The following is a 10976-nucleotide window of genomic DNA, read 5'->3' on the forward strand; positions in this document are numbered from 1 at the left end:
ACTCCCATCGCACTCTNNGGGCTCTCTGCTTTTCTTCAAATTGGGTGTAAAGAGCTACTACGTCCCTGGATAACGGTTTCTAAGCTTCAAAGAAGCTAAGAAATCTGTTTATGATAAAAGTATACCTTAGCTGTTAAGTATTTACAACAATGCTATTAAGGTAGAAATATCATATTTATGAAAATAAATTTTAAATTCCTTCTATTACTCTATTTAGCGTGTTCATATATAAGTTTTGTTAAAGTTTCTACATTAAATTTACTTATAATCCTAGATTATACTAGAGAATATTAATGAATTTTATTCATTGAAACTTATATATAATAAAATAGTTCTAGAAAGACAATCTTATAAATTAAAAATAAATATTTAATTATATTTTAGTAAATCTTGAACCTGATAACATACTTTGATATTCTATTATTAATAAATAAAACTTTCAGATAAGCTTTATTTATTAATAAGTTCTATTGTAAATGTTTAATGTTATAGGGATTATATTTTGTAAAAGGAGAATTTGTTATGACTAATTATACTAAGGATATTACTAAAGTCTTTGATGAAAATTTAGATGAAGCTTTAACTGAAGCAAGAAGAAATGTTCAGGGTTTTTTATATGAAAACTGTGAAGCTATTTTTAAAAGAAGTACACTACCTACACCTGCAGAAAGCTACAATGAAAGCGACCTGCCTAAATTAGTAGATATAGTGGACAAGTATAGTGAAATCTATCAAGACTGTATAGGAATACTTAATGGTACAAAAGTAAATTTAAATCAACGTGAATGTATTGCTTGTACGAGATGTACTAAATACTGTCCGAGTGGTGCTCTTGAAAAAATAAATAAAGAGTTAGTACTTCATGAAGACAAATGTTTAAGATGCGGAAACTGCATTGGTAACTGCTCATTCTTAGCTCTATCTTCAGAGAAAACTGGACTAACTATATATATTAATAATATTAAAGAAGCCTGTCCTCCATACATCTTGCCTAAATTTTATGATATAGAAGAAATTCCTAGGGTAATGGATAAACTTTTAGCCTTCTATAATACTCATAAATCTGAAGGTGGAAACTTTGCTGCTACTGTTGATAAGGTAGGATTTGATGAACTTTTAAACTATTTAGAAAACTAGTTTAATTAATGATTATAAACAATATGATGCTAAAAATTAAGCCTAGAAAGATAATTATGCTTTCTAGGCTTTCTATATTATTATCTAATAAGCAAGTAAAAAAATCCTAAAATTAAAAGCACAATAACTCCAATAGCTATCATATTTGCTTTAAAAGAATGATTATAAGAATATTTTTCTATATCCGCACTTCTTCCTTTAAACTCTGAATCCCTCGCATTAGCTCTTTTAAATAAATCTATTGACATAATACCGCCTCCATTTAATTTTAAATTTATCTAAATATAAATCTACAACTATAGACTCATTTATGATTAATACCATTAAAAAACACGTCTATTATGTTTTATAATACTACATAGTTCAAACTAGAAAATGACTAATACATAAAAATATCTAAGAAGTGCTTATAAGTTTATAACTTCTTACTCATAACTTTATAATATTCCTCTTGTGACTTCACATACTCTAGATTTTTATCTATACTTTGAAAAAGATGATCAAAGTAAGTTATAAAATCTCCTTCAAGAGCTTTCCAGAGTTTAATTTTAATTAAAGCTGTATTATTGTAGAGTGCTTCTTTTTTGCTTATTAAATCCTTAAATTCATAATAAGATTCAACTTTAAATATATCCTCTTCATTAGATTTTAAGTGAATGTATTCCTTTAAAAATATTCTTTCTTTTTTACTAGCTTCTCTATCTAAAAATATCACCTTAGGCATATTTAAATGGTATCCTTTTAAACCCTTATAATTATCATGTATTTTATTAAATTTATTAAATAAGTCTATAACCAAACTTTGATTATAAATCTTTATATTGCCTACAAAACTATTTATAGATTTAAATACATTCATGCATCTAACAGATTTTATATTATCTATAAGCATATCTACAATATAATTATAATAGTTATCTTTAATGTTTTTTAATGAGGATTTAATAAGTCCGTAAATTATATAAGTAAACTTCTCTTCAAGAATACCACATATACTGTAGAAATCTTCTTCACTATTAATATAATAAATAGACTTAAAAAACTCATTGTAAAATATAGTGTTTATGCTGGACTTTACTTCATTATTAAATTCATCAAAGCTAGATTTACTTATATTAAGCATCATATTTAAATAATCATGTTGTATTGAAAATATCTTATAGCATATATTATATTCTGTTTTCTCCATACCCCCCTCATCAACATTTGTATATTTTATTAAATCCCTTCTATTTATATTTACTTCACTAATTTCTCTAGATAAATATTTATTTAATTCTTCTTTATAAATTTTTATTTTTTCATTAAGCTGATTTCCTAAAATTTCATTTATTAGATTTAGTACTGTATTCAAAAATTCTTCTTTTATTACAGAGCCTATCTTTTCTTGAAAATCATCTAAAAAACTTAGAACTTCATCCTCTTTAATAATTATTTTATCCATTATCTCTTCTTCATCTAGTTTATCTTTTTCATTTAAAATAACTCTTAAGTTCTTTACTGTATTCCAAATAAGTCTATGATAATTATTTACTTCATCCTTCAAAATATTTATTACATCCTTTTTAAGCTTCATAAATTTTAATTTGAAGTAAGATATAGTCCTTGGAATATCTTTATTAAGATATATATTTAATCCCTTATATATCTCTATTTCATCTTTTCCATATCTATAGTAAGATGTATAAAATTCTAATTGGCATTGCTTTTTAAATAGATTAAGCTTACATATTATATTATTTTCTGCACTATCTAAAATTTTAATTATAAATCCTTCATCTATGTTTTTATCTTGGTTTAAAACATCATAGTTGCCCTTATAATTTGTATTTATAAGCATTTCATGAAAGACTCTTTCCACAGCTTCTTTTTCTTTTATTAAAAAAAAATGACTGTACTCTCCAATAAATCCTCTATATAAAGTATCCATATTAGATTTATCTAGTTCAAAGTAGGTTAAAAATTCTTTCTGGAGATATTTAAATATCTCTGCAAGTTCTGAATATAAATTAATTTTATTATACAATGAAGTCAATAGTGTTTTATTTACTTTATTCATAAATACTCAACTCCAATACATTCATTGAATAACATATTCTACATATTTCATAGAATACCTTTGTTCTAAGTTTTAATAAACCCACTTCTATATAATCTACTAAAGAAAATTTATAAGACTGATCTCAATAGTCATTGAAATCAGTCTTATGATATTATTATAATTTATTCTACTTCCACTTCTCTATCTAGTGAAAATAAATATAAGTATTTTTTTACTTTTTCCTTCTTAAAAGCATTCTTTACAGCATTACTATAGTAATCTAATTGAACCTTATATCTTGCCTTAATTTCTTCTATATTATTTTCTTTTACATAATCAGTTTTATAGTCTAATATTATGCCTTCTTCCCCATATTCAAAGTAACAATCTATTACTCCTCTTAAAAGCATTTTTTCTTCTGAATATTTTTCTTCATTGATATTAGGACAAATAGTAGAGGCATTAATTTCTACTCTAAAGGGTAGCTCTCTTTTTAAGGTATTTTCTTTATATGATTCTATTATTTTTTTACCTATGTTACTCTGTAAAAACTTAAGAATTTTATCTACCTTCACTGATTTTGCAGCTTCAAAGGTTATAAGTTCATTCTCTACCATAGCATTAACTTGACTTGTAATATCTTCTTTAGTAAGATCACCACTTAAGTCTAACCTTTGCATTATATTATGATAAGCAGTTCCTACTTCTGATGGAGTCAAGCCTTTTTTCTCTTGAAGAAATAAAGGTGTTTGCATTAGTGGCCTAAACTTTCTTGCTCCTTCTACTTCTTCATCATAGTTTAAATCCTTATAGGCATCTTCATTTAAATCATTATTATCTATAAAAAGATCATTCTTCTCATTATCTCCTAGCAACTTATTTTTTTCAAGCTCCTTTAATTCTGTAACAGTAATTACTGTGGGTAGCTTAGTTGCTTCTTCATATTTATAAGTAAATTCTAGCCTTTCTTTAATTGCTTCATAATAATCTTTACATAACTTTTCATCATTGCTCACTAAAAGTTTATCTATTTTTTCTTTTACTGGAACATCTTCTAAAATAATATCCTCTGCTTCTTCAAAGCTTTCTCTAGTATATATAGCTACCTTAAATCTACTATTATCTTCTTTTAAGTCTTCCTTTAGAATGTTTTCATTATAATGTCTTAGAAACTCTCCACCTTTATGGTTTATAAGAGCAGCTCCTATCCAATCCATGTAATTTTTTTGATTTCGTACATAGCTTGATTTTATATTACCTCCATCATCTATACCAGCCCCAGACCACTTTTCAATTTTCTTTTCTAAAGCCTTACTACTCCCAACTAAAATTAACTTTTCCTTGGCTCTAGTAAGAGCAACATACAGGAGTCTCATTTCTTCAGATTTATTTTCACCTTGAATTTTTTTACTTATAAACTCTCTCTGAGGAGTGTTATAGCTAATTCTATGATCTAAATCAATGTAGGTAGGTCCAAAGCCTAATTCGTGATGAAATAATATCTTTCCTTTCAAATCACCTTCATTAAATCTCTTACCGAGACCACAGAGAAATACTATAGGAAATTCTAGTCCCTTACTTTTATGGATACTCATGATTCTTACTACATCTTCATTTTCTCCTATGATTTTAGCGCTCCCCATGTCTTCGCTACTAGTTTTTATATTATTTATAAAGTTTATAAAATTATATAGTCCTCTATAGCTAGTTCTTTCAAAATCTTTAGCTCTCTTAAATAAGATTTTTAAATTAGCCTGTCTTTGCTCTCCACCAGGCAATGCTCCAACATAGCCATAGTAACCTGTATCCGTTATGATTTCCCATATAAGCTGATTTATAGGTGTATACTTACTTTCTAATCTCCAATTATTTATTTTATCTAGGAAGCCTTTAATCTTTAATTTAAGGTTAGTATTATTATAAATTTCTTTGCTTATATCGGTAAACTTTTCCTCTTCATAAACCTTCTCTTCATAGCTTAAAAGTCCCACCATAGCATGATAAAAACTTACATTTTTATTAGAAATTCTTATATCAGCTAACTCCTCCGTAGTAAAACCACCAATAGGAGATCTTAATACAGCAATTAGAGGAATATCTTGTATGGGATTATCTATAATCTCTAAAACACTTATAACTGTCTTCACTTCAAGTGTATCAAAATACCCTCCTTCTCCTTCTGAGAAAAGTGGAATTCCTACTCTTTTAAATTCTTCTATGAATATAGGAGACAACTTATTACTTGATCTTAAAAGAATAACAATATCTTTATAGGTAGCTCTTCTATAATCATCTAGGTTTTTGTCATATACCTTCAAGGAATTTTCTCCTTCTAAATCCATTAGCTCTCTTATACGCCTAGCTACAAATCTAGCTTCTAGCTGCATAGAATCTAATTCTTCCTTATCGAGTTCTTCCTCACTACCTGCTTCATCACTTTGTTCTTGAATCTCTTCCTTTTCTTCCTTTTCTTCTTTATCTTCCTCAATTTCTTTGTCAAGATTTATAAGGTTGAATTCAACATCTCCACCTACATTCCCTTCACCAGTGAACTCTTTGTAAGTAGCTCCAACCTTTAGTTCTTCCCCTCCATCATAGGATAGCTCACCTACATCCTCACTCATCACAGCTTTAAAGATGTAGTTTATACCATCTATAACTTCTTTTCTACTTCTAAAGTTTTTATGAAGCGTAATAAGAGCATTATAATCATCTCCATCTTTAGTATAGCTTTCCTTCTTACTTTTAAATAGTTCTGGCTTAGCCATTCTAAATCTATATATACTTTGCTTTAAATCTCCAACCATGAATACATTCCTTGTATCCTTCTCGGTTCTACAGATTAAATTAATAATTTCCTCTTGAACATTATTAGAATCTTGATATTCGTCTACTAATATCTCTTCAAACTTATTCTTTAACTCTAAAGCTATATTAGATGGTTCATTCTTGACTTCCTTATCTCTTAGAATTTCAAGAGCAAAATGTTCTTGGTCGTTAAAATCTATGATACCTCTTTCTCTTTTACTCTTATCGAAGATGTCTTTAAACTCTATTACTAAGCTTACTAGTTCTTTCATAAGAGGATAAAGCCTTCTAGTAATTTTTATATTATCTTCTGAAGTAGCATTTAAGATTTTACTTCTTACATCTACATATATTCCCTTAGCTGCATCTCTTAAGTCCTTTGCCTGCTTTTGTATTATCTTCTCTTCTTCAGTTAGCTTTGTTAAAGTAGGAATTCTTCCAAAGGTGGCTTCCTCAATATACTTTGTTTCTTCTTTTAACCCCTCTTCAATGATTGTTAAAGTTCTCTCTAATATTTCTCCATCATTTTCAAAGGTAGCCTTATACTTATCAAGGATTGGATTATTTAATACAAAATCTAATCCTTCGTTATTTATTTCTAAAGCATTTATTATATCTTCTCTCAATTCTTTCAATAATGCATCTTTAAAATGTAAACTTTCAAAGGAAAAATCTTCACCTACATTAAAAAGTTCTGATTTTTCCCTAAGCCACGCCACAGGGTCTCCCATACTCATTGAAAAGTTATATAGCCTTAAAACCATTTCTGCCAGTGCTCTATCACTTTTATTACCACAATAACTTTCTACTAACTGTATAAACTCTTCTTTACCCTCAATATATTTTGATTCCATTAACTCCTCTAAAGCTTCTACCTTTAGAAGATTTATCTCTGTTGTATCACCAACCCTAAAATTAGGCTCTATATCTAATTGGTGAAAGTTATTTTTAATAAGATTTAGGCAAAATGAGTGAAGGGTTGATATACTGGCTTTATTGAGAAGTATTAGTTGAGTTTGAAGATTTCTATTATTAGGCTCTTCTTTAATCCTTTTATTTATAGCTTCTCCTATACGCTCTCTCATTTCTGCCGCTGCTGCATTAGTAAAGGTTACTATAAGTAATTTATCAATATCTACAGGATTATCTCTGTCAGTTATAATTTTTATAATTCTTTCAACTAAAACTGCAGTTTTTCCTGAACCTGCTGCTGCAGATACTAAAGTATTTCTATATCTAATATTAATAGCTTTTTGTTGTTCCTCAGTCCATTTAACACTACTCATTACCTTCACCACCTTTTCCCTCATCTTCTAACTGCTGAAGAAGTTCTTTTTTATTTCTTCTAGGCATAACTTTAAAATTGTTAACTCCCATGGTTTCATCAAATTGGCATATAGAAGAAAAGTCACAGAATTCACAATAATAACTTTTTCCATTTTTACACGGAGTTACTTCTATAATTCCTTCTAGCATATCTTCACAAATTTCTCTAACCTTCTCCTTCATATGAGTTCTTAACACATTAAAGCCCTCATAAGTTATTACAGAACTATTATTCTTCGAAAACTCTACTTCCTCATTACCCTTTTTAGGTTTATTTAAGGATACAGGAATTATAGATGAAGTTCCACCATTTTCTATGGTTTTATCCATTTCCTTAACTACCTTTAAGTCCTTTATGATAATTCCCTTCATTTTTAATGCTTTTAATACTTCTTCTTCTAAATTTTCCATGGTAAGCTTTTTAGAACCATCCATTATTGGATCATCCACAGAAAGGTATACCATAGCCCCTGGCATAGTCTTTCCCTTTCCTTCTGAAATTACTGGCTTATTAGACATTTTCTCCTGTTCAAGTGTTAAAATTGCATCTAAATAAGTTAATAGCTGAATTTTTAATCCATTATACACATCATTTATATCCAGATCTATTCTTCCAGTTTTATAATCCACAACTCTATAATAATTAACCCCATCTATAGTGGCTTTATCCACCCTATCAATCTTTCCTTGCAATTTTACTACTTCTCCTGTGGATAAGGTTATAGGTATTGGTGGATAATACTCATCTTTTCCAAAGGAAATTTCATATCCAAGAGGCTGAAAAGTTCCCCTCTCCATCTGCTCGTTAATAATTAATACCATTCTATATAGAATTCTTTTTACTCTTGTAGCTATATATTCATATCTCTTAGAGCTTTTTAATATCCTATGTTCCTCTGAGTTTGTAAGCTCTGATATAACATCATTTAGTACTCTCTCACAAAATTCTTTATCTAAAGTTCCCCACTTAACATTTTCTTTTTCTACTCTTCTAGAGAACTTTTCAAGACCTTCATGAATTAAATTTCCGAAATCAAGAGGTGCAAAAGTATAAATCTTTCTCTCCTTAGCTTTAAGTCCATACTTTACAAAATATCCAAAGGAACAATTAGCATAAGCTTCTATTTTAGATACGCTAAGGTTTTTTCCATATAACTGTCTTATTTTATCTTTATCTATAGCTTCTACATGGTTTTTATAAGTGAAGCCGCCTATTACCTTAAGTAACTTTCCTCTGTACTCTGCTTCTTCATGATAATATCTATATATTTCTTTCCACAGTTCAGTTATCTCATCTTTTTCTACATATTCATGAAGTTTCTTTATCAATCTATTAAAAGTAGGTGTTTTTCCCACTATACTCTTTTCATCTTCCGCTGCTTCACCCTTTAATATATCTGTACTCTCTGAAATATTAGGAAACAAAGATTTAAGCCTTGGAATAATCATAGAATATCTTTTGGTCTTTCCTTCTAAATCAGCAATCGGATAAGTAATATATATCAAATTACTTGCAATGCTCAGTAAATTATATATTAAATATTGCTCTCCAAAAGCTAGTTCAAAACTGTTATCTGCAACACTTATATTATTATTTTTAAATGTTATTCTGTCATTATCATTAAATAACCCTTCATCTCCAGAAATTCTTGGAAGTACTCCGTCATTTACACCCACTACTATAGCTACCATTACTTCTTGAGCCTTTATTCTCTCTGCACTTCCTACCACCACTTGGTCCATAGAAGTAGGAATTAACCCCATTTTATTGTGAGATATACCCATAGATAAAATACTATTAAATTCTTCTATAGTGACAACTTCATCTCCAAGAATATCTACAAATTGGTCTAAAAGCTCTATAAGCATATTCCAAATAGCACTATATTCATCTACCAATAAAAGATTGTTATCTCTTTTAAATTTCTCTATATACTCATTTACATTTTCATAAACTCTATTATCAACTAGGAATTTATAAATACTTGAACAAATCTCCCTAACGCTATGTTTGCCCTTCAGTTCCTTCTCTAACTTAATGATAGGGCCTATTCCTTTATTTTTAATTTCAATTATATTTTCATATATAGGAGTTTTTCTCCAATATTCATTATCCTCATCTATCCATTTCTTTCTGGTTTTTATGCCATACTCTAAAACATAATTTTCTAATAAATCTACTTCTTCTGCTGATAAATTTGCAAAACCACTCTTAAAATAATTAACTATAGAATTATCTCTAAATCCTTTAGAAAATATGTTTAAAAGTGAGGTTATATATACAACTAATGGATTTGAAGCTATATCTTCCTTATCATCTATAAAAAATGGGATTTCATATTCTTCAAATATTACCCTAACTATATCCTTATAGTTTTCTAAATCTCTACTTATCACTATGATATCTTTATATCTAAAGTTCTTCTCTCTAACTAGTTTCAAAATTTCCTTAGCTACATACTCAACTTCTCCATAAGGATTTTGAGCCTTAAAAATACTAATATTTTCTGTAGTATTCTCTAAAGTTTTTCCTCTGTTATTAAAATAATTTCTCTCTAAAAATGCTAGTTCCTTACTTTCTTTAAACCTATGCCCTATGCTCAAATGGAGATTATTTTTAGGATAATATCCATAATCTTGAGCAAGCTTTGTGAGCTTTTCTTCTGTAGTATAGATTGGATAGAATGGATTAGTATCGTCATTTTTATCTAAAACCTCATCTCCACCGTAAGGTATTGTTATATTAACATTGGTACATACCCTTAACAACTTACCTATGATGTCATATTGTTGAGGTGTAAATCCATTAAATTCATCTATCCATACTTCTGAACCCTTTAAAAAATTACTTTCTTCAATCTTTCCTTTTAAAATAGTTAAATTATCCTCAGGGTCAAAGTATCCTTGACTAAGCTTATCTTGAAATCTTGAATAAATTGCTTCTACATCACTTAACTTATCCACTAGCAATGAACTTCCATCCACATTTCCCTTTAAATCTCTAAGAATCTGTGGAGTAATTTTATGCCTCTTAAACTCTGTTAATACCCCTATAATTTTATCTACAAAGCCCTTTTGTCTTGTAGCTTGTTTAAATATGCTAAGATCATCCTTGACTTCCTCTATAGCTCTTCCCACAATTATTGCTTTTCCTGTGTCATTCATATATTTATGAGTTACTCCACCAACTTCATTAAAAACAGTAAAAGCCAATCTTTTAAAACTTAAAAGATGAACATTATTTATTCCAGTAGCTCCGATTCTTTCAATAATAGCTTTCTCTGCTCTAAAAGATAACTGCTCTGGAACTATTAATATCAACGGTTTCTTATTATCAACAGATTTTTCATAGATTTCTTCAATACATTTATAACTTTTTCCTGTACCTGATCTACCGTAAATGAATCTAATTCCCAAAATCTCACTTCCTTACTTTTAGTTTATTTCTCTTCTTAAATATCATCCTAAGTAATATTTAAAGTAAATTTTAATCTATATATCTTTAATACCCTCTTGTAATCAATCTATTTGTCTCATGTTTAAAATTATAATACTTTTATCATCTATGTAGATAAGTATGTAAAAATATCTCTCTTGTATTAAGTTCCTATTGTAATATAATTTCAATTAACCTCAAATTTAAGGTTAGGCATCTGAAAATAAA

General features: G+C 28.4%; 5 protein-coding genes. 1 reads left to right on the forward strand and 4 read right to left on the reverse strand.

Going from position 1 to position 10976, the window contains the following annotated elements; translation table 11 throughout:
• Positions 1-522 precede the first annotated feature (522 nt).
• Complete coding sequence (locus B3W71_RS16260; RefSeq protein WP_346889995.1) at positions 523-1137, forward strand: 4Fe-4S binding protein; 615 nt, start codon at positions 523-525, stop codon at positions 1135-1137.
• Positions 1138-1217: 80 nt separating this feature from the next.
• Here the strand turns inward: B3W71_RS16260 and B3W71_RS16265 are convergent, their stop codons facing one another.
• From B3W71_RS16265 to addB, 4 genes are all read right to left on the reverse strand, one after another.
• Positions 1218-1385: a hypothetical protein gene (locus B3W71_RS16265; RefSeq protein WP_346889996.1), complete on the reverse strand. Its 168-nt coding sequence runs from the start codon at positions 1383-1385 to the stop codon at positions 1218-1220.
• 167 nt (positions 1386-1552) lie between these two features.
• Entirely contained in the window at positions 1553-3196 is a 1644-nt protein-coding gene (locus B3W71_RS16270) for a hypothetical protein (RefSeq protein WP_346889997.1), read from the reverse strand.
• A 164-nt stretch (positions 3197-3360) separates the two neighbouring features.
• Positions 3361-7272, reverse strand: a complete 3912-nt coding sequence (gene addA, locus B3W71_RS16275; RefSeq protein WP_346889998.1) for a helicase-exonuclease AddAB subunit AddA — start codon at positions 7270-7272, stop codon at positions 3361-3363.
• Positions 7265-10729: a helicase-exonuclease AddAB subunit AddB gene (gene addB, locus B3W71_RS16280; protein ID WP_346889999.1), complete on the reverse strand. Its 3465-nt coding sequence runs from the start codon at positions 10727-10729 to the stop codon at positions 7265-7267. The genes addA and addB overlap by 8 nt, the downstream gene beginning before the upstream one ends.
• Between the last annotated feature and the right edge of the window lie 247 nt (positions 10730-10976).

It is taken from the genome of Clostridium sp. UBA1056 (assembly GCA_002316385.1).
Taxonomy (GTDB): domain Bacteria; phylum Bacillota; class Clostridia; order Clostridiales; family Clostridiaceae; genus Clostridium_J.

Coding starts and splice junctions, on each gene's coding strand:
- B3W71_RS16265 (WP_346889996.1), bottom strand. CDS start 1,385: ATGTCAATAGATTTATTTAAAAGAGCTAATGCGAGGGATTCAGAGTTT.
- B3W71_RS16260 (WP_346889995.1), top strand. CDS start 523: ATGACTAATTATACTAAGGATATTACTAAAGTCTTTGATGAAAATTTA.
- addA (WP_346889998.1), bottom strand. CDS start 7,272: ATGAGTAGTGTTAAATGGACTGAGGAACAACAAAAAGCTATTAATATT.
- B3W71_RS16270 (WP_346889997.1), bottom strand. CDS start 3,196: ATGAATAAAGTAAATAAAACACTATTGACTTCATTGTATAATAAAATT.